The sequence below is a fragment of the Inquilinus limosus genome (assembly GCF_051487185.1).
Classification (GTDB): Bacteria; Pseudomonadota; Alphaproteobacteria; order DSM-16000; family Inquilinaceae; genus Inquilinus; species Inquilinus limosus_F.
In genome coordinates, this window is the sequence record NZ_JAHVDK010000055.1 from 1 (window position 1) to 19322 (window position 19322).

Annotated in this window: 20 protein-coding genes, 1 tRNA gene and 1 pseudogene; 14 read left to right on the top strand and 8 right to left on the bottom strand. The window is 69.1% G+C overall.

The annotated features are described in order from the left end of the window. Positions 1-431: hypothetical protein (locus KXR53_RS34680; protein WP_437380188.1), on the bottom strand; the 431-nt coding region annotated here is incomplete at its 3' end. 298 nt (positions 432-729) lie between these two features. Beyond that, a complete protein-coding gene (locus KXR53_RS34685; protein WP_437380207.1) occupies positions 730-1419 on the bottom strand; it encodes a FadR/GntR family transcriptional regulator in 690 nt (229 codons plus the stop codon). Between the two features lie 176 nt (positions 1420-1595). Between KXR53_RS34685 and KXR53_RS34690 the strand changes: the two genes are divergently transcribed. The 6 genes from KXR53_RS34690 (at position 1596) to KXR53_RS34715 (ending at position 6127) form a co-directional block, all read left to right on the top strand. Then, positions 1596-2591 (top strand): ABC transporter substrate-binding protein, encoded by a 996-nt coding sequence (locus tag KXR53_RS34690; RefSeq protein WP_437380189.1) that lies wholly within the window; start codon positions 1596-1598, stop codon positions 2589-2591. Then, entirely contained in the window at positions 2588-3397 is an 810-nt protein-coding gene (locus KXR53_RS34695; RefSeq protein ID WP_437380190.1) for an ABC transporter permease, read from the top strand. Before KXR53_RS34690 ends, KXR53_RS34695 begins: the two co-directional genes overlap by 4 nt. After that, entirely contained in the window at positions 3394-4209 is an 816-nt protein-coding gene (locus tag KXR53_RS34700; RefSeq protein ID WP_437380191.1) for an ABC transporter ATP-binding protein, read from the top strand. Before KXR53_RS34695 ends, KXR53_RS34700 begins: the two co-directional genes overlap by 4 nt. 6 nt (positions 4210-4215) lie before the next feature. Then, positions 4216-4974, top strand: a complete 759-nt coding sequence (locus tag KXR53_RS34705) for an ABC transporter permease (RefSeq protein ID WP_437380192.1) — start codon at positions 4216-4218, stop codon at positions 4972-4974. Continuing rightward, on the top strand, positions 4971-5684 hold the full coding sequence (locus tag KXR53_RS34710; protein ID WP_437380193.1) for a fumarylacetoacetate hydrolase family protein: 714 nt from the start codon (positions 4971-4973) through the stop codon (positions 5682-5684). The genes KXR53_RS34705 and KXR53_RS34710 overlap by 4 nt, the downstream gene beginning before the upstream one ends. A 155-nt stretch (positions 5685-5839) precedes the next feature. Then, positions 5840-6127: a hypothetical protein gene (locus tag KXR53_RS34715; protein WP_437380194.1), complete on the top strand. Its 288-nt coding sequence runs from the start codon at positions 5840-5842 to the stop codon at positions 6125-6127. 134 nt (positions 6128-6261) lie between these two features. Here the strand turns inward: KXR53_RS34715 and KXR53_RS34720 are convergent, their stop codons facing one another. The 5 genes from KXR53_RS34720 to KXR53_RS34740 all read right to left on the bottom strand — a co-directional run bounded on the left by KXR53_RS34720 (position 6262) and on the right by KXR53_RS34740 (position 11893). After that, complete coding sequence (locus tag KXR53_RS34720; protein ID WP_437380195.1) at positions 6262-7689, bottom strand: gamma-aminobutyraldehyde dehydrogenase; 1428 nt, start codon at positions 7687-7689, stop codon at positions 6262-6264. A 29-nt stretch (positions 7690-7718) separates the two neighbouring features. After that, the gene (locus KXR53_RS34725; RefSeq protein ID WP_437380196.1) at positions 7719-8549 is read right to left on the bottom strand and encodes an ABC transporter permease; all 831 of its coding nucleotides are present in this window, start codon (positions 8547-8549) and stop codon (positions 7719-7721) included. Beyond that, positions 8539-9486, bottom strand: coding sequence for an ABC transporter permease (locus KXR53_RS34730; RefSeq protein ID WP_437380197.1), 948 nt, complete (start codon positions 9484-9486; stop codon positions 8539-8541). The genes KXR53_RS34725 and KXR53_RS34730 overlap by 11 nt, the downstream gene beginning before the upstream one ends. Further along, entirely contained in the window at positions 9483-10529 is a 1047-nt protein-coding gene (locus tag KXR53_RS34735; protein WP_437380198.1) for an ABC transporter ATP-binding protein, read from the bottom strand. Before KXR53_RS34735 ends, KXR53_RS34730 begins: the two co-directional genes overlap by 4 nt. Before the next feature lie 194 nt (positions 10530-10723). Beyond that, entirely contained in the window at positions 10724-11893 is a 1170-nt protein-coding gene (locus KXR53_RS34740; protein ID WP_437380199.1) for an ABC transporter substrate-binding protein, read from the bottom strand. Between the two features lie 177 nt (positions 11894-12070). Between KXR53_RS34740 and KXR53_RS34745 the strand changes: the two genes are divergently transcribed. Together KXR53_RS34745 and KXR53_RS34750 are read left to right on the top strand one after the other, a co-directional pair. Beyond that, positions 12071-12280 (top strand): antitoxin MazE-like protein, encoded by a 210-nt coding sequence (locus KXR53_RS34745; RefSeq protein WP_437380200.1) that lies wholly within the window; start codon positions 12071-12073, stop codon positions 12278-12280. A 10-nt stretch (positions 12281-12290) separates the two neighbouring features. Then, positions 12291-12596: a type II toxin-antitoxin system PemK/MazF family toxin gene (locus KXR53_RS34750; protein ID WP_437380201.1), complete on the top strand. Its 306-nt coding sequence runs from the start codon at positions 12291-12293 to the stop codon at positions 12594-12596. A gap of 7 nt (positions 12597-12603) precedes the next feature. Here the strand turns inward: KXR53_RS34750 and KXR53_RS34755 are convergent, their stop codons facing one another. After that, entirely contained in the window at positions 12604-13518 is a 915-nt protein-coding gene (locus KXR53_RS34755; RefSeq protein ID WP_437380202.1) for a LysR family transcriptional regulator, read from the bottom strand. A 348-nt stretch (positions 13519-13866) separates the two neighbouring features. On the opposite strand from KXR53_RS34755, the gene KXR53_RS34760 reads away from it, so the two are divergent. From KXR53_RS34760 to KXR53_RS34785, 6 genes and pseudogenes are all read left to right on the top strand, one after another. Next, positions 13867-15285 (top strand): DEAD/DEAH box helicase, encoded by a 1419-nt coding sequence (locus tag KXR53_RS34760; RefSeq protein WP_437380203.1) that lies wholly within the window; start codon positions 13867-13869, stop codon positions 15283-15285. Between the two features lie 52 nt (positions 15286-15337). Further along, complete coding sequence (gene dusA, locus KXR53_RS34765; RefSeq protein ID WP_437380204.1) at positions 15338-16339, top strand: tRNA dihydrouridine(20/20a) synthase DusA; 1002 nt, start codon at positions 15338-15340, stop codon at positions 16337-16339. Positions 16340-16419: 80 nt separating this feature from the next. Beyond that, positions 16420-16494: transfer RNA gene (locus tag KXR53_RS34770), tRNA-Val, on the top strand. Positions 16495-16694: 200 nt separating this feature from the next. Continuing rightward, positions 16695-17537: a DUF3108 domain-containing protein gene (locus KXR53_RS34775; protein ID WP_437380205.1), complete on the top strand. Its 843-nt coding sequence runs from the start codon at positions 16695-16697 to the stop codon at positions 17535-17537. 107 nt (positions 17538-17644) lie between these two features. Next, the gene (gene glmU / locus KXR53_RS34780; protein ID WP_437380206.1) at positions 17645-19003 is read left to right on the top strand and encodes a bifunctional UDP-N-acetylglucosamine diphosphorylase/glucosamine-1-phosphate N-acetyltransferase GlmU; all 1359 of its coding nucleotides are present in this window, start codon (positions 17645-17647) and stop codon (positions 19001-19003) included. Beyond that, a pseudogene (locus tag KXR53_RS34785) lies at positions 19003-19322 on the top strand (glutamine--fructose-6-phosphate transaminase (isomerizing)); the annotation flags it as partial. The gene glmU and the pseudogene KXR53_RS34785, both read left to right, overlap by 1 nt.

Sequence of the window (19322 nt, forward strand, 5' to 3'; positions counted from 1 at the left end):
GACAGGGCCTCGCAGCGGTCGAGATCCTCGACCTCGTCCCAGATCATGCATTTCAGGACCTGCTCGACCTCGTCGCGGTGGCGGTCGCGGCGGGCCGGGCGGCCGGCCTCGCGCGCGGCGGTGCGGGCCTTGTCGTCGGCGCAGAGGTCCTTGGCAGCGCGGGCGCGCTGGGCCAGGGTCTGGCGCACCAGATGGGCGTAGCGGGCGAAGTCCAGGCCGGGATCCTGGCCGGCGGACGCCGGCGCTTCCGCCGGCTCCGACGCTTCGGCCGGCGCGGCCGCAGCCCGGGCCTGGGCGGCGAGGGCGCGGGCGCCGGCGCCTTCGGCCAGCTGCATGCCGATCTCGGCGAGACGCGAGAGCATCTCCACCTGCTGCAGCGCGAGGCCGCGGCAATACGCCTGGATGTCGAGATCGGGCGGCACCTCTGTCATGAACATATCATGAACGAGAATGCCGAGTTAACGCAATTGCACATTGTGTTAACGCGACCGACCTGGGGCTGGCGCGGGCGGCGGCAGGCTGGATCGCCACGGCGCTGCGCGCCTCGCGATGACGGTGATGGGTTGCAGGGGACGGCTACCCCAAAATCGTCATTGCGAGCGCAGCGAAGCAATCCAGTCCTGCCGCATGAACGGGGCCGGCCTGGATCGCCACGCCTCCTGCGGAGGCTCGCGATGACGGTGAGAGTCGCCCAAGCGGCTTCCCGATCGTCCTCGCGGGCATCCTCATTCAATCGTCGTGATGCGCCTCGAGCAGGTTGCGCTCGACCGAGCGCAGATGCCGGCGCATGGCGCGGCCCGCCGCCTCCAGGTCGCGCTCGGCGATCGCGTCGACGATGGCGTCGTGCTCGACGAAGCTGTGATGGTCGGGCGGCGGTCGGGGGATGTCGGCGCGCAACCGGCCCCAGACCACCGTCCGCCGCACCGTGTTCAAGAGGTCGAACAGCGCCACCAGCACGGTGTTGCGGGTCGCCTCGGCGATCAGCCGGTGCAGCTGATTGTCGAGCGTCTCGTATTGCCGCCAGCTCTCCGCGGTGCGGGTTTTGGCGATCACCACACGCATCTTGCGCAGATCCTCGGCCGAGGCGTGCAGCGCCGCCTCCTGCGCGATCTGCGGCTCCATCAGAAGGCGCGCGCGCATCACCGCGGCGGGGGAAGTGCGCGACGCGATCGCGGCGGCGTCGTCGACCTCCTCGATCGGCCGCGACCCGAGAAAGGTGCCCTTACCGACATGGCGCCAGATCTGGCCCTCGGCCTCCAGCGCCGCGAGGCCCTTGCGCAGCTCGCCGCGGGAGATGCCGAGCGTCTCGCATAGCTCGCGCTCCGGCGGCAGCCTTCCGTCGGAGGGCAGGGCCTGCTGGGCCAGATAGGCGCGGAGCTGAGTGAGGGCGCCTTGGCCCTGATCGTGATCGAGCGACATGGTCAAACCAATTTCCAAATTGGTTTAGACTTACCCAGTTTCGGCCGGCACGGTCAAGTCGAGGATTGACCAGAATTCGCTGATCTGTTAACCAATGGTGAATTGGTTAAAGAATAATTCGAAAATTGGTCAAAGCGCGGGCGCGCAAGCCCGCCGGTTCGAGGGAGGAGAGAGCCATGCCGTGCCTTGCCACCCGAGTCACCCGCCGCGCCGCAATCCTGTTCGCCCTGTTGCTGGCGATGCCGCTGTCCGCCAGGGCCGCGGATCCGGTCCGGATCGCCTTCGGCGACATCCCGTCCGTGGAGAGCCTGAACTTCCTGATCGCGATCGAGCGAACCCGCGCCCGCGGCATCCCGATCGAGCTGACCTTCTTCAAATCCGAGGACATCGCCGCCCAGGCCGTGGTCAGCGGCCAGGCCGATATCGGCGTCGGCACGCCCTATGCGCTGCTGCAGAAGGTCGGGGCGCCGATCCGGCTGTTCTTCCAGATGAGCACGCTGCGCTTCTATCCGGTGGTGAATACCGAGTTCTACCAGGACTGGAAGGACCTCGACGGCCAGGAGGTGGCGGTGCATTCCCGCGGCTCCGGCACCGAGGCGATCATGATGCTGATGGCCCAGCGCAACGGCATCAAATACGGCAAGGTCAGCTACGTGCCGGGGTCGGAGGTCCGCACCGGCGCCCTGCTGCAGGGCGCGGTGAAGGCGACGATCGTCGACGCCGCCGGATGGCGGCTTCTGCAGGAGAAGGGCGGCGGCAAGTTCAAGCTGCTGGAGGTCGGCGACATCAGCGCCACTGATGAGGCGCTCTTCGCCAACACCGAGTTCCTGGAGGCCAATACCGAGGCGGCCACGGCCCTGGCCGAGGAGCTGCTGAAGACCTGGCGCGAGATCGCCGCCAAGCCGGACAGCGTCGGAGAGCTGCGCAAGAGCTACAAGCTGCTGGCCGACCTGCCCGCCGAGCTCGAGCCCGAGATCGTGCCCTTCTACCAGGACGCGGTCGCCGCCGGCATGTACCCGCTCAACGGCGGCGATGAGGCGGCGGTGAAGGACGATTTCGCCTTCTACTCGGTCGCCGGCCAGCTGCAGGGCGATCCGGCCACGCTCAAGGTCGAGGATTTCTGGACCTTCGCGCCGCTGAACCAGGCGCTGGACAAGGTCGGCCGGAAATGACGGGTGCCGCCGTCGCGGAAGCCGGGCGGAGGGGCAGCGTCCTCGCCGCCCTGGCCGCCGACCCGCTGTTCTGGCGCCTCGCCTCCGTTGTCGTGCTGTGCGGCGGGTGGGAGATCGCGGGCCGCATCCCGGTCAACTACGCGCTGCCGTCCTTCAGCGCCACCGCAGCGGCCTTCTGGCGCCTGCTGGCGGATGGCAGCCTGGCGACGGCGTATGTCGACACACTGCAGCCGCTGCTGCTGGGGCTCGTCATCTCCGCCGTCGCCGGCATCGGCTGCGGCGTCGCCATGGGGCTGAACCGCAGCCTGGAATGGGCCGGGGCGCCGATCTTCATCGTCATGCAGGCGGCGCCGATGGCCGCGCTGATCCCGCTGACCACCTTCGTCTACGGCATCGGCCTCACCGCCAAGGTCATCGCCGTGGTGATGCTGGCCCTGCCGGTGATCGTGCTGAACAGCTACCAGGCGGTGCGCCATGTCGGGCCGTCGCTGGTCGACATGGCCCGGTCCTTCATGGCGACCCGGCGGCAGGTCGTGCGCAAGATCGTGATCCCGGACGCCAGCCCGATGATCTTCGCCGGCCTCAGGCTCGGCATCTCCGCCGGCTTCATCGGCGTGGTCCTGGCCGAGCTGCTGATCACCCCGACCGGGATCGGCGACCTGATCACCTATCACCGCTCGGTCGCCGACTATCCGGAGATGTACGCGACCATCGCCTCCATCATCCTCTTCGCCGCGGTGACCGTGGGCACGCTGCAGCGGCTCGAGGTCGCCCTGTTCCGGCCGGAAAAGCGAGGACAGCCATGAGCAAGAGCAGCGCCGCCATGCCGTTGCCGCGGGACCAGGTGGTGGCGGAGCCGGCCGAGCCCGCGGTCGAGGTCCGCGGCATCGTCAAGCGCTACGGCACGCAGGTGGTGGCCCTCGACGGCATCTCCCTGGCCTTCCGCGACGGCGAGCTGACCAGCCTGCTCGGCCCGTCCGGCTGCGGCAAGACCACGCTGCTGAAGATCATCGCCGGGCTGATGGAGCCGACTGCCGGCGAGGTGCTGGTCCGGGGCCGGACCGTGGCCGGGCCGGGGCCGGACCGCGCCTTCGTGTTCCAGGACTTCGCCCTGATGCCCTGGGCCACGGTGCTGCGCAACGTCGCCTTCGGGCTGGAGCTGAAGGGCGTGCCGAGGGCCGAGCGCGAGGAGGTGGCCCGCCGCCATATCGCCCGGGTCGGCCTCGCCGGCTTCGAGGACCGCTATCCGCACCAGCTGTCCGGCGGCATGCGCCAGCGCGTCGGCCTGGCCCGGGCGCTCGCGGTCGACGCCGAGGTGCTGCTGATGGACGAGCCGTTCAGCGCCGTCGACGAGCAGACCCGGCGCAAGTTCCAGGAAGACCTGCTGGCGCTGTGCCGCGAGGAGCGCAAGACCTTCATCGTCGTCACCCATTCGATCGAGGAGGCGGTCTACCTCTCCGACCGCATCGTCCTTTTGTCGCCGCGGCCCGGCCGGTTGTCGGAGATCGTGGTGCCGGAGATCCCGCGCCAGGGCACGCCCGACGAGATCCGCCGCGACCCGGCCTATATCGACACGGTCGAGGACATCTGGCGCGGCCTGCGGCGCTATGTGGAGTAGGGCGCCATGACCGTCTTCGGCCACCGCATCCCGATGATGGCGTCGCTGATCCTCTGGGCCGTCGTGTGGGAGATCGTCGGCAGGCTCGGCCTGGTTCTGCTGTTCCCGCCCTTCACCGAGGTGCTGGCGGCGCTGTTCACCGTCGTGCCGTCGTGGACCTTTCTCGACGCCGCCCTGATCACGGTCGTCAGCTTCGTCCTCGGCATGGCGCTGGCCATCGTCGTCGGCGTGCCGCTCGGCGCGCTGATGGGGCGCTTCACGGCGGTCGACCAGTTCGCCGGCATGTGGGTGAACCTGTTCGTCAGCGCGCCGCTCTCGGCCCTGGTGCCGGTGATCATGCTGCTGTTCGGCATGGGCACCGCGACCGTCGTGGTCACCGTCTTCCTGTTCGCCGTCTGGATCATCGCGCTCGACACCCGCGCCGGCATCCGGCATGTGCCGCCGTCGCTGGTGGAGATGGCGCGCTCCTTCGGCGCGACGCGCTGGCAGACGGCCAGCCGGATCCTGCTGCTGGCGGCGCTGCCGGAGATCCTGGCGGGCATCCGGGTCGGGCTGATCCGTGGCGTCAAGGGCGTGGTGGTCGGGCAACTGCTGGTCTCGATCATCGGCTTCGGCGCGCTGTTCGAGCTCTATTCCCGCAACTTCCTGATGGCCGAGTTCTGGGCGCTGACCCTGATCCTTTTCGCCTTCGCGCTTCTCCTCTCCGGGCTGGTCTCCCGGCTCGAACACCGCATCGCCTATTACGCAGGAGTACGACAATCATGAACATGGCCACGCCCGGGACGACCGCCACGGAGTTCGTCATCGCGCCGCCGCCCGTCCCGGCGCTGCCCGTGCTCGGCACCGGCCGGCTGTTCCCCGTCCACCGCGTCTACTGCGTCGGCCGCAACTATGCGGCGCATGCGGTGGAGATGGGGCACGACCCGGACCGGGAGCCGCCGTTCTTCTTCCAGAAGAACCCCGGCAATTTGCGCACGGATGGCCGCTTCCCCTATCCGCCGGCGACCTCGGACGTGCATCACGAGGTCGAGATGGTGGTGGCGCTGAAGTCGGGCGGCCGCGACATCCCGGTCGAAAAGGCGCTTGACCACGTCTTCGGCTATGCCGTCGGCCTCGACATGACCCGGCGCGACCTGCAGGGCGAGGCGAAGAAGCTCGGCCGGCCCTGGGAGGTCGGCAAGGCCTTCGAGCATTCGGCGCCCTGCGGCCCGATCCGGACGGTGGCGGAGATCGGCCATCCCGCCGCCGGCGCCGTCTGGCTCGACGTCAACGGCCAGCGGCGGCAGGAGGGCGACCTGAACCAGATGATCTGGAAGGTGCCAGAGATGATCTCCTACCTCTCCGGCCTGTTCGCGCTGCAGCCGGGGGACCTGATCTTCTCCGGCACGCCGGCTGGGGTCGGCGCGGTGGTCCGCGGCGACGAGATGGTCGCCCATGTCGACGGCGTCGGGGAGATCCGGGTGGCGGTGGTTTGACGTCGCGCCGCTGGCGCGATTGATTGTTTCGTCATGGCAAGGCGCGCAGCGCCGTGGCCATCCAGAGGGCGGTGCCGCTGGATGGCCACGCCCCTTTCGGGGCTCGCCATGACGGGTCAATATTTCGGGCGTCGGTATCACGTGAGCGGACCGCCATGGCCGAGCCCATGCAGATCGCCGAGATCGTGCAAACCTGCAGTCGCTCTCCATCCCAATGGGAGGGGCGCCTGACCGATGGCCGCCCATTCTACATCCGCTATCGGTGGGGCCGCCTTTCGGTGAGCTTCGGACGCCCCGGCGGAACGCTGGAAGAGGCAGTTCTGGCGGGAGAATGGTTCGACGAGCAGATCGGCGATCCGCTGGACGGTGAGATCGAGCTCGACGAAGTCTGCCGCCGGACAGGCCTCGTCATGTCCGGCGTACAGGAGCCGGGTTCGATCTGATACCAGCCGCGACTCTGCGACCTTTCTTCGTCATGGCGAGGCGCGCAGCGCCGTGGCCATCCAGGGGCCGTCCACATATGGATGGCCACGCCCCTTCGGGGCTCGCCATGACGGTGAAAAGAGGCTGAAGCCGTTCAGCCGAAATTCATCATCACGTGGCGGATGACGGTGTAATCCTCCAGCCCGTACATCGACATGTCCTTGCCGTAGCCGGACATCTTCAGCCCGCCATGCGGCATCTCGCTGGTCAGGGTGAAATGCGCGTTCACCCAGACGCAGCCATATTGCAGCCGGGCCGAGGTCTTCAGCGCGGTCTTCACGCTGGACGTCCAGACCGAGGAGGCGAGGCCGTAGTCGCTGTCATTGGCCCAGGTGATGGCGGCGTCCGGGTCGTCGAAGCGGGTGACGGAGACGACCGGCCCGAACACCTCCTTGCGCACGACCTCGTCGCTCTGCAGCGCCCCGGCCACCAGGGTCGGCTTGAAGAAGAAGCCGTCGCCCTCAGCCTTGCCGCCGCCGGTCACGATCTCGGTGTGCTTCTGGGCGGCCGCGCGCTCGACGAAGCTGGCCACCCGGTCGCGCTGGCGCTCGCTGATCAGCGGCCCCAGCTCGGTCGCCGCATCGTCGGGCGCGCCGTATTTCAGGCTGGCGATGGCGCCCGCCAGGTCGGCCACCAGACGGTCGTAGATCTTCGGCCCGGCATAGACGCGGCAGGCGGCGGTGCAGTCCTGCCCGGCATTGTAGAAGCCGCCGGCACGCACGCCCGCCACCACAGCGTCGAGGTCGGCATCGTCGAACACCAGCACCGGCGCCTTGCCGCCGAGCTCGAGATGGGTGCGCTTCAGGCTCTTCGCCGCTGCCTGCAGCACCTTCTGGCCGGTGGCGATGTCGCCGGTCAGCGACACCATCCGCACCTGCGGATGGGCGGTGAGGGCGGAGCCGACGGTCTCGCCCCGGCCGGCGACGATGTTGATCACGCCCTTCGGGAAGATCTCGGCCAGGGTGCGGGCCAGCTTCAGCGCGGTCAGCGGCGTCTGCTCCGACGGCTTCATCACCACCGTGTTGCCGGCGGCGAGCGCCGGGGCGATCTTCCAGGCCAGCATCATCAGCGGGTAGTTCCAGGGCGCGATCGACCCGACCACGCCGATCGGGTCGCGCCGGATCATGCTGGTGTGGTTGGCGACGTATTCGCCAGCGGCCGAGCCGGTCAGGCAGCGCGTGGCGCCGGCGAAGAAGCGGAAGGTGTCGATGATCGCCGGCATCTCGTCTTCCAGCACCCGGGCATAGGGCTTGCCGCAGTTCAGCGATTCGAGGTGGGCGAAGGCCTCGGCCGCACGCTCGATGGCGTCGGCCAGCTTCAAGAGACGCGCGGCGCGCTGGGCCGGGGTGGTCAGCGACCAGCTTTCGAAGGCGCGGGCGGCGGCGGAAACGGCGGCGTTTAGTTGGGCCTGCGAGGCCTCCGGCACCTCGACGATCAGCCTGCCGGTCGCCGGGTTCAGCACCTGCTCGGCCTGGCCTTCGCCCTTCGCGAAGGCGCCGTCGATCAGAAGCTCGATATCCATGGATGCTCTCCCTTCAGGGCGGTCCGGTCTTACTTGCCGGAGCCGGAGAAGTCGTGGGTGTCGCGGGTGAGATAGTAGGCGCCGAGGATCGGCAGGACGGTGACGGCGATGACGATGATCGCGACGACGTTGGTCACCGGCCGCTGCCGCGGCTTGATCAGCTCGGTCAGCATCCAGATCGGCAGGGTCTGCTGCTGGCCGGCGGTGAAGGTGGTGACGATCACCTCGTCGAAGCTGAGGGCGAAGGCCAGCATGCCGCCGGCGAGCAGCGCCGTGGCGATGTTCGGCAGCACCACGTGGCGAAAGGTCTGGAACCCGTCGGCGCCGAGATCCATCGACGCTTCGATGAGCGAGCCGGAGGTGCGCCGGAACCGGGCCAGAACGTTGTTGTAGACGACGACGATGCAGAAGGTGGCATGGCCGATGATGATGGTCCAGACGCTGAACGGGATCTCCATCAGGGCATAGGCCGAGCGCAGGGCGATGCCGGTGATGATGCCGGGCAGCGCGATCGGCAGGATGATCAGGAGCGACAGCGACTCCCGCCCGAAGAAGCGGCTGCGCCAGACCGCGGCGGCGGCGCAGGTGCCCAGCACGATGGCCAGCGCCGTCGCCAGCGCCGCGACCTTCACCGACAGCCACAGCGCCGCCCAAATGTCCGGCCGGTCCAGCCAGGCGACGCTGAACCATTGCAGCGTCAGGCCGGGCGGCGGGAACTGGAAGGTCTTCTCGTCGCTGGAGAAGGCGTAGAGCAGGATGAACAGCAGCGGCACATGCAGGAACAAGAGGCCGCCGAGGGCCATCAGGCGCAGGCCGAGCGGCGCGCCGGTGCCGGCGGTCACTTTGCCGTCAAAGCGCATCGAAGGCCCCCAGACGTTTCGCCGCCGTCAGATAGATGGCCATGATCACGATCGGCACGACGGTGAAGGCGGCGGCCAGCGGCACGTTGCCGGCGGTGCCCTGCAGCTGCAGCACCACCTGGCCGATGAAGGGGCGGGAGGAGCCGATGATGCCGGGGATGATGTAGTCGCCGAGGGTCAGCGAGAAGGTGAAGATCGACCCCGCGACCACGCCGGGGAAGGCCAGCGGCAGGATCACGGTGCGGAAGGTCTGGGCCGGCCGGGCGCCGAGATCGGCCGAGGCCTCGGTCAGCGACCGCGGCACCCGCTCCAGCGCCGCCTGCACTGGCAGGATCATATAGGGCAGCCAGATGTAGACGAAGACCACGGCGGTGCCGATATAGGCGCTGGACAGCGACGGGCCGCCGACCACCGGCAGGGCCAGGATGCCGTCCAGCAGCCAGGTCAGGTGCAGCTCGGCCGCCAGCCAGGTGATCACGCCCTCGCGGGCCAGTATCAGCTTCCAGGCATAGACCTTGACCAGATAGCTCGACCACAGCGGCAGCATGATCGCGATGTAGAAGGCCGCCTTGGCCCGGCCGCGGGCGTAGCGCGCGGCGTAATAGGCGATCGGGAAGCCGATCAGCGCGCATAAGATGGTAACCGCGGCGGCCATCAGCACCGTGCGCAGCACGATGTCCAGATTGGCGGCGGTGAGCAGGTCGGCATAGGTCGACAGGGTGAATTCCGGGACGACCATCCCGGTGAAGCCGTCGACCGAATAGAAGCTCTGCAGCAGCAGGGCGAACAGCGACCCGAGATAGACCACGCCGAGCCACAGCAGCGGCGGCGTCAGCAGCAGGATCAGCAGCAGCCAGCCGTTGCGGTACAGGATCCGCGCCGCGCGCCGACCGAAGCCGTCCGCCGCGGGGGCAGGGAGGGGGACGGCCATGGTCATGCCGCGGCACCCTCTGGTGGGTGGGGCGCCAGCGGGTGGGCGTGGTCGCGCCGCCAGGCCAGCCGCACCGCCTGCCCGGGCGCCTTGGGCGCGGCGTCGAGGTTGGCTTCGACCACGTCGACGGCGCCGCCGGGGGCCAGCGCCACGCGGTAGCGGGTGGTGGCGCCGAGGAAGCTGACGCCGTCGACCGTGCCGGCCACCTCGACCGCACCTGCGGGCGCGGCCTGGCCGTCGCTGAGGATCCGGATGCGCTCCGGCCGCAGCGCGAAGGGCCGGGCCTGGCCCGTCAGCTTCTCGGCGGTGGCGGCGTCGACCATGTTGGACGCGCCGACGAAGCCGGCGACGAAGGCGGTGGCCGGCCGGTCGTAGATCGCGGCGGGCGTGTCGATCTGCTCGACCCGGCCGCGGTTGAACACCGCCACCCGGTCGCTCATCGCCAGGGCCTCGCCCTGGTCGTGGGTGACGTAGACGAAGGTGATGCCGACCTGGCGCTGCAGCGCTTTCAGCTCCTCCTGCATCGCCTCGCGCAGCTTGAGGTCGAGGGCGCCGAGCGGCTCGTCCAGCAGCAGCACCGAGGGCCGGTTGACCAGGGCGCGGGCGAGGGCGACGCGCTGGCGCTGCCCGCCCGAGAGCTGCGACGGTCGGCGCTCGCCGACATCGCCGAGCTTGACCATCGCCAGCATCTCCTCGGCCCGCCGCCGCCGCTCCGCCTTCGGCACGCGCCGGATCATCAGGCCGTAGGCCACGTTCTCCCACACGCTCATATGCGGGAACAGGGCGTAGTCCTGGAACACGGTGTTGACGTCCCGGTCATAGGGCGGGGTGGTCGAGACGTCGCGGCCGTGCAGCAGCAGGCGGCCCGATGTGGGCTGCTCGAAGCCGGCGATCAGGCGCAGGCAGGTGGTCTTGCCCGAGCCGGAGGGCCCGAGCATGGAGAAGAACTCGCCGTCGCGGATCTCGAAACTGACATCGTCCACCGCCCGCACCGAACCGAAATGGCGGCTGATATGGTCGAAGCGGACGGCGGTGCTGCGGTCGGTCATGGGTGCCGTGCCTAGATGAGAAACAGACGTGAAGCGGCGGGGCCGGTCACCCCCTCACCCGAAATCGCTGCGCGATTTCGACCTCTCCCCAAGGAGAGGTGAAGAGAGCCGCAATCCAATTCCCTCTCCTTGGGGAGAGGGAGGGGCCCGGCCCGTCAGGGCCGGGAGGGTGAGGGGGCGGGGGCGGGCGCGGCCTACCGCCCGCCCAGGATCGCGATGTAGTCCGTGGTCCAGCGCAGATAGGGCACGCAGCCCTCTTCCGGATGGGCCTCGCATTGCTGGCGCGGCGTGGTCCAGAAGTGGATCTTCTCGAAATTGTCGAAGCCGTTGGTCTTGCAGCCCTCGGCGCCGAGCAGCTCGTTGCCCTTGCAGGCATCGGGCACCACCGGCACCGAGCCGAACCAGGCGGCGAGGTCGCCCTGCAGCTTCGGGTTCAACGAATGCTGCAGCCATTTGTAGGCGCAGTTCGGATGCGCCGCGTCGACATGCAGCATGGTGGTGTCGGCCCAGCCCGTCGCCCCTTCCTCCGGGATCACGCTGGCCACCGGCTTGTTCTGCGACTTCAGCAGGTTGACCTGGAACGGCCAGGTCGAGGAGGCGACGACGCCCTCGTTGACGAAGTCGTCGACCTGGGCCATGGCGTCGTGCCAGTAGCGCATCACCAGCTGCCGCTGGCCGCGCAGCAGGTCGAGCGCCGCCTTGTACTGGGCCTCGTTCAATTGATAGGGATCTTTGATCCCCAGCTCTGGCTTCGCCTTCATCAGATACAGCGCCGCATCGGCGATGTAGATCGGCCCGTCATAGGCCTCGATGCGGCCCTTGTTCGGCTTGCCGTCGGGCAGGGTGGTCGGCTCGAACACCACGCTCCAGCTCTTCGGCGGCTCCTTGAACACCTCGGTGTTGTAGGCCAGCACGTTCGGGCCCCATTGGTAGGGCACGCCGTAATGCTTGCCGTCGACGGTGAACCAGGGCGCGTTCTGCAGCCTCGGATCGATCGTCTTCCAGCCGGGGATCAGCTCGGTGTTGATCTCCTGCACCCGCTTTCCGTAGATCAGGCGCAGGCTGGCGTCGCCGGAGGCGGTGACGAGGTCGAAGCCGCCCTCGTTCATCAGCGCCACCATCTCGTCCGAGGTGCCGGCGACCTTGACATTGACCTTGCAGCCGGTCTCCTTCTCGAAGCCGGTCACCCAGTCATAGGCCTTGTCGGTCTCGCCGCGCTCGATATAGCCGGCCCAGGCGACGATATCGACCTGGCCTTCGCCCGGCCCGATCTCGGTCAGCGGCGCGGCGCCGGCCAGGGTGGTGGTGCCGATCACGGCGAGGGCGCTGCCCAGGGCCAGGATCCGGCGAAGCTGCGGTCCCATCTCGTTCTCCCCGTTTGGTCTGTTGTTGAGGAGAATGGTAGGTCCGTTGCCGGGACCCCGAGAAATATGAAATATCCTGTTTTGTTATCGGGAAAATCGATGGCTTCACCTCACCGCTGGTGCTGACGCCTGTCGCGCGTTACACTACGTCACGCGTGACGACGGCGGAGGAATGGCATGACCGCGGCGGAGCGGATGAAGGCGATGCGCCAGCGGCGGCGGGCGAGGGGCCTCCGCGACATTCGCCTGAGCGTCCCAGATGCCCGGACGGCTCTCGTCCGGGCCCGCATCGCAAAGCAGGTGGCGGCGTTGGACCGCGCCAGCGAAGACGATGCGCTGGCGTGGATCGAAGCCGTGTCCGAATTCGATACCGATGCGTCGAGGTGATGTCGTCACCGTGGCTGCATCGGGCGACTACGGCAAGCCACGACCGGCCGTGATCGTGCAAACCGACGCGTTCCCAGCCGAGCACGCCTCGGTGATCGTCTGCCAGATGACTTCGGACATTGTCGACGCACCGGATTTTCGCGTGACAGTCGAACCTGAGGCCGGGAATGGACTACGGGTCCGATCGCAGATCATGGTCGACAAGCCGGTGACGGTACGGCGCGAGCGCATTGGCCGGAAGATCGGCCAGCTGTCGCCCGCCGAGATCGCGCGGTTGAACGTGGCGATCGCCTTCGTGATGGGGCTGGCCGACTGACGAGACGCTACAGCGACCGCAGGCGCGGCGCCGGGTGGGTGCGGGCCACCTGGATGAAGGTCTCGGCAGGGGCGGAGAGGGGCGAGCCGCGGCGCCAGACCACGCCGACATCGAGGGTCGGCAGCGGATCGGCGATCGGCCGCGCCTCGATCCGGTCGCCCTCCAGCGACCAGGGGCGGTAGGCCATGTCGGGCAGGATGGCGACGCCGGCGCCGGTCGCCACCAGGCTGCGCACCGCCTCGACCGAGGCAGTGCGCAGGACCCGCTTCGGGATCAGCCCGGCGGCGCGCCAGAACAGGTCGCTGGCCTCGACAATCTCGTCGACCGCCAGCGCGATCAGCGGCTCGTCGACGATCTCGGCCAGCGGGATCGCCTCACGCCCCATGAAGCGGTGGTCCGGCGGCAGCCATAGCCGGCTCTCGGAGCGGACCAGGATCTCGCTCTCCAGCGCGTCGCGGTTCTCCAGCGTCGAGACGATCATCACCGCGACCGCGATCTCGCCATTGATCATCAGGTGCTCGATATAGGTCCGCTCCTCCTCGATCACCTCGACCGCGACGTTCGGAAACACGCGGCGGAACCGGGCCAGCAGGTCGGCCAGGAAATACCCGGAGACCATGGCGGTGACGCCGAGCGGCAGCGTGCCCTGCACCGCCTCGGGCAGGGTCCGCAGCGCGTTCTGGGCGTCGGCCACCGCCGCCAGGATGGTGCGGGCGTGGCGCAGGAACTGATGGCCGGGATAGGTCAGGATGACGCCGCGGGCATGGCGCTCGAACAGCCGCGCGCCGGTCTGCTCCTCCAGCGCCTTGAGCGCGTCGGTGATCGCCGATTGCGAGATGCCGACCGCCGCGGCGCCGCCGGAGACCGACCCGGCCTCGGCCACCGCGGTGAAATAGGCGATCTGGCGCAGGGTGACGTTCATGAAATCACGGTCCCGCCGCCTAGGTGCGACCGCAAGCAAAATCGATGGTGGAGGGCGACGATCGGGAAATCCGAACGAAATTTTCTGACATGCCATGCAGAGCAGGAATGCAACCGCCCAATAGCCTTGACTTTCCTGCATCGCGCAACGACATTCCGGGCGCTGCCAAAGCGGCCATCGGCCACCGATCGCGTGAGCGCTCCCTCCGGGATGCGTCCTGTCGGTCCCGATCGACTTCATCCGACTGCCCAGATCGCGCGGGGCGTCATCGTCAACCCCGCGCTTATCGCCACGACCCGGAAGGACCGGGCCCGGTGGCTCGGCGTCGTTGTTACCGAAAGTTCCCCTTTGACCAATTTTACCGATCTCGGCCTGAACCCGCTGATCCTCAAGGCGCTGGCGGCCGAGGGTTATGAGACCCCCACCCCGATCCAGGCGCAGTCGATCCCGCATCTGCTGCAGGGCCGCGACCTGCTGGGCGTGGCCCAGACCGGCACCGGCAAGACCGCGGCCTTCGCCCTGCCGATCCTGCACCGGCTGATGGCCGACCGGCGCACCGCGCCGCGCCGCGGCTGCCGTGCCCTGGTGCTGAGCCCGACCCGCGAGCTGGCGAGCCAGATCGCCGAGAGCTTCCGTGTCTATGGCCGCCATCTGCCCCTGACCCGCACCACCGTGTTCGGCGGCGTCGGCATGGGCCCGCAGATCCGCACCATGGCGCAGGGCGTCGACGTCCTGGTCGCCACCCCCGGCCGGTTGCTCGACCTGATGTCGCAAGGTGCGATCCGCCTCAACGAGCTCGACGTCTTCGTCCTCGACGAGGCCGACCAGATGCTCGACATGGGCTTCATCCACGCCATCCGGAAGATCGTCGCGACCCTGCCGGCGCAGCGGCAGAGCCTGTTCTTCTCCGCCACCATGCCGACCGACATCTCCGACCTGGCCGGCCGTCTGCTGACCGACCCGGTTCGGGTCGAGGTCGCGCCGGTCGCGACCACGGCCGAGCGCATCGACCAGCGGGTCATGTTCGTCGAGAAGGACGACAAGCGCGCCCTGCTGACCGAGATCCTGCGCGACGACGAGAGCATCCGCCGGGTTCTGGTGTTCACCCGCACCAAGCATGGCGCCGACCGGGTGGCCAAGCAGCTGACCCAGGCCGGCATCGTCGCCGACGCGATCCACGGCAACAAGTCGCAGAGCCAGCGCGAGCGCGCGCTGCTGGGCTTCCGCAACGGCAAGGTCCGGGTCCTGGTGGCGACCGACATCGCCGCCCGCGGCATCGATGTCGACGGCGTCACCCACGTGATCAACTTCGAGCTGCCGAACGTGCCGGAGAGCTATGTCCACCGCATCGGCCGCACCGCGCGGGCCGGGGCTGACGGCATGGCGATCTCCTTCTGCGACGTCGAGGAGCGCGCCTATCTGCGCGACATCGAGAAGCTGATCCGCCAGCCGGTGCCGGTGGTGGAGGAGCACGCCTACCGCTCCACCATCCCGTTCCGGCAGGGTGGTTCCGGTCCGGCCCCCCGCCAGCATCGTGGCAGGCCGCAGGGCCAGGGGCAGCGCCCGCAGGGTCATCAGGGCCAGCAGCGGCCGCACGGCCATGGCGGCCATAGACAGCGTCCCCAGGGCCAGCACGGCCAGCGTCCGCATGGCCACGGCCACCAGGGGCAGGGCCAGCGCCCGGCGCATCACGGCGGTGAGCGCCGTCCGGCGCCGGCGAATGACGGCGGCTCGGCGCCGATGCGCCGCCGGCCCGTCGGACGGTGATCAAAGCGCGCCGGGGCTTCGGTCCCGGCGCCGTCCTGGATAGACTGCGGTCATGACGTCGAACGCCGAAACGCACCGCCTCTCCGTGGCGCCGATGATGGACTGGACGGACCGGCACTGCCGGTTCTTCCTGCGCCTGATCTCGCGCCGCGCCCGGCTGTACACCGAGATGGTCACGACCGGAGCGGTGCTGCACGGCGATCGCGAGCGCATCCTCGGCTTCTCCGAGGCCGAGCAGCCGGTGGCGCTGCAGCTCGGCGGCAGCGATCCGGAGGCGATGGCCCGTGCCGCCGCCATCGGTGCCGATTGGGGCTATGCCGAGATCAACATCAATGTCGGCTGCCCGAGCGACCGGGTGCAGTCCGGCCGCTTCGGCGCCTGCCTGATGGCCGAGCCGAAGACCGTCGCCGCCTGCGTCGCGGCGATGCGCGCCGCCTGCGACGTGCCGGTCACCGTCAAGTCGCGCATCGGCATCGACGACCGCGACAGCTATGAGGAACTGGTCGACTTCATCGGCACCATCGCCGAGACCGGCTGCGACACCTTCATCGTCCATGCCCGCAAGGCCTGGCTGAGCGGGCTGAGCCCGAAGGAGAATCGCGAGATCCCGCCGCTGCGCTACGAGGTGGTGCACCGGCTGAAGCGCGACTTCCCGTATCTCACCATCGCCATCAACGGCGGCATCGCCTCGCTCGATGTGGCCGAGGCGCAGCTGGCCCATGTCGACGGCGTGATGATCGGCCGCGAGGCCTATCAGAACCCCTGGATGCTGGCGGAGGCCGACCGCCGGCTGTTCGGCGACGAGTCACCCGCCCGCAGCCGCCGAGACGCGGTCGACGGCTTCCTGCCCTATGTCGAGGCGATGCGCGCGAAGGGCGTGCCGCTGGGCGCGATCACGCGCCACATCCTCGGCCTGTACCAGGCGGTGCCGGGCGCCCGCGCCTTCCGCCGCCACCTGGCCGAGAACGCCCATCGCCCGGGGGCAGGGCCGGAGGTGCTGCGCACCGCCGTCGACCTGGTCGAGACCGCGATCGAGCAGCGCCGGGCGGCCTGACGAAAAGACCATCCGGCCGCCGCATTGCGGCCTTGACAGCCGGGACGTCGCCCCGTACTTAAGCGACCCCGACGACGCGGGGGCGCGTAGCTCAGCGGGAGAGCACTCCCTTCACACGGGAGGGGTCACAGGTTCAATCCCTGTCGCGCCCACCATCTTATCCCAGTATCCTGGCCATCACGACGGCGAGACGACATCGTCTCTCGCAGAGAGCACTACGTTGACATCGTAGGGTGCACATGAGGTCATAGCCGCCTCATCCCTCACGCGTCGGCCGCCTTGGACATCGCCGCAATCGCGCCCCAGTTACCACGCACCCTGGCGACCCATCGCCACAGCGAGGACATCGACGCGCATGCCCCGTCTGCTTCGGACCGCCATCGCCGCCTCGGCCTGTGTTCTGATCGCCACGGCGCCGGGCCCGGCCGCCGCCGACGCCAATACCCGGATGACCTATGACGTCTATGTCGGGGGCGTGCGCATGCTCGAGGTGACGTCCGGCCTGTCGCTCGGGGCCGACCGCTACGACGTCGACCTGTCGGCCCATGTCGTCGGCATCGCCGCCACCTTCAGCGACTGGCGCTCGAACGTCCGGTCGAGCGGCACCCTGGGCGGCACACAGGTGCGCCCGGCCCGCAACGTGGTGGAGCGGATCAACGGAGATGATGCCAGGACCACCACCATCACCTTCCTCGGCGGCGGCCGGATGGATGTCGAGGTCGTGCCGAGCAAGAAGCCGAAGCGCGAGCAGACCATCCCGCCCGAGCACTTAGTCAATGCGGTGGACCCGCTGAGCGGCGTGGTCTCGATCCTGCAGGCCCTGCGTGTCGGTGCCGAGGCCTGCAACGGCCAGGTGCCAGTGTTCGACGGCCGCCGGCTGTACCGCGCCGACCTGACCGACGGCGGCACGGTGATGCTGCAGAAGGCAGGGCAGGGGATGTATGGCGGCGCGGCCCAGCGCTGCACCCTGTCGCTGACGCCGACGGTCGGCGACTTCAACTTTGGCGATGAGCGGCGCACCACGAGGCCGACCGAGTATTTCCAGCGCAGCTCGCGGGTGTCGGACCGGCGGGTGATCGACACCTGGCTGGCCTCGCCGCGCGCCGGCCTGCCGGCGGTTCCGGTGCGGATCGAGAGCGAGTCGCCCTGGGGCCGGGTCGTGGTGCATTTGCGGGCGATCGCGGCCGGTGCCTCTTGATCTCAGCCGAAGGCCGTAACCCGCCGAAACAATAATTGAATTTCTCTTTCCGGGCGGCCGTGGCAGACCACACCCACGCTGTCCCGTGACATTGGAGCTGCCGCCCCGTGAGCGCTGTCGCCTGTCTCATCCTCGCCGCCGGCAAGGGCACGCGGATGAAATCCGACCGGCCCAAGGTGATGCACGAGATCGCCGGCCGGTCGATGCTCGGCCATGTCGTCGTCGCCGCCCAGGCGCTGACGCCCGAGCGGATCGTCGTGGTGGTCGGCCCGGGGATGGAGGCGGTCGCCAAGAGCGTCGCCCCGGTTCCGACCGTGGTGCAGCCGGCGCAGCTCGGCACCGGCGACGCGGTGCGCGCGGCGCTGCCGGCGATCGAGGGCTTCCAGGGCGACGTCATCGTGCTGTTCGGCGACACGCCGCTGCTGTCGCCCGCCACGCTGGAGCGGCTGATCGAGGCCCGGCGCGCCGCCGAGGATCCCGCCGTGGTCGTGCTCGGCATGCGCCCGGCCGACCCGGCCCAGTACGGCCGGCTGGTGCTGACCGGCGACGGCGGCCTCGACCGCATCGTCGAATTCTCCGAGGCCAGCGAGTTCGAGCGCCAGATCGGCCTGTGCAACGCCGGCATCATGACCTTCGACGGCCGCCGCCTGCCCGAGCTGATCGCGGACCTCAAGTCCGACAACGCCAAGGGCGAGTTCTTCCTGACCGACACGGTGGCCGCCGCCCGCGCCCGCGGCTGGGCCTGCAGCGTGGTCGAGGGCGATCCGGCCGAGGTGATGGGCATCAATTCCAGGGTCGAGCTGGCCGAGGCCGAAGCGATCCTGCAGGACCGGCTGCGCCGCCGCGCCATGATCGAGGGCGCGACGCTGATCGACCCGAAGACCGTCTGGTTCTCGGTTGACACCAAGGTCGGGCGCGACGTGGTGATCGGGCCGTCGACCTTCTTCGGCCCCGGCGTCACCATCGAGGACCGGGTCGAGATTCTGGGCTTCTGCCACATCGAGGGGGCGACGATCCGCTCCGGCGCCCGCATCGGGCCCTTCGCCCGGATGCGGCCGACCACGGTGGTGGGCGAGGGGGCGCATATCGGCAATTTCGTCGAGCTGAAGGCGGCCGATCTCGCGGCCGGCGCCAAGGCCAATCACCTGTCCTATCTCGGCGACGTCTCGGTCGGCGAGAAGACCAATATCGGCGCCGGCACCATCGTCTCGAACTACGACGGCTACAACAAGTTCAAGACCAGCATCGGCGCCGATGTCTTCGTCGGCTCCGACACCGTGCTGGTGGCACCGGTCACGGTCGGCGACCGCTCCAACATCGCCGCCGGCAGCGTCATCACCCGCGACGTGGCCCCGGATGCGCTGGCGATCGGCCGCGCCCGGCAGGAGGAGAAGCCCGGCTGGGCGCCGCGCTATCGCGAGAAGAAGAAGGCCGAGAAGGCTCGGCGCGAGCAGGAGAAGGGCTGATGTGCGGGATCGTCGGCATCGTCGGGACCCGGCCGGTGGCGTCGCGGCTGGTCGAGGCGCTGAAGCGGCTGGAGTATCGCGGCTATGACTCGGCCGGCATCGCCACCCTGGTGGCGGGGCGGATCGAGCGCCGCCGGGCCGAGGGCAAGCTGGTGAACCTGGAACGGCGCCTGGACGAGGCGCCGATCGACGGCACCATCGGCATCGGCCACACCCGCTGGGCGACGCATGGCCGGCCGAGCGAGAGCAACGCCCATCCGCACGCGACCGACCGGGTGGCGATCGTGCACAACGGCATCATCGAGAACTTCCGCGCGCT